The organism is Pseudoalteromonas rubra (assembly GCF_000967655.1).
Lineage (GTDB): Bacteria > Pseudomonadota > Gammaproteobacteria > Enterobacterales > Alteromonadaceae > Pseudoalteromonas > Pseudoalteromonas rubra_A.
The window spans coordinates 1-289 of sequence record NZ_JXYA01000159.1; the positions used below are offsets into that span (position 1 = coordinate 1).

Genomic DNA, 289 nt, shown 5'->3' on the forward strand with positions numbered 1-289 from the left:
TCAGCAGATGAAGAAACACTGTTAGAAGACGACCTGACAGACGACGCACTGGCGGAAGAAGACTTCCCGGCGTTTGAAGAAGAAGACGCGCTGGCAGCGCTGGATGACGAGCCACACGCGGCGGAGGCGGAAACTGGAGAGGCACCAGAGCAAGCTGCTTCAGCAGAAGAAGAAACACTGTTAGAAGACGACCTGACAGACGACGCACTAGCGGAAGAAGACTTCCCGGCGTTTGAAGAAGAAGACGCGCTGGCTGCTCTGGATGACGAGCCACAAGCGGCGGAGCCGG

General features: G+C 57.8%; 1 protein-coding gene. It reads left to right on the forward strand.

Translation table 11 applies throughout. The annotated features are described in order from the left end of the window. The coding region (locus TW77_RS25555) for a hypothetical protein (RefSeq protein WP_046007504.1) at positions 1–289 on the forward strand (289 nt) is incomplete at both ends.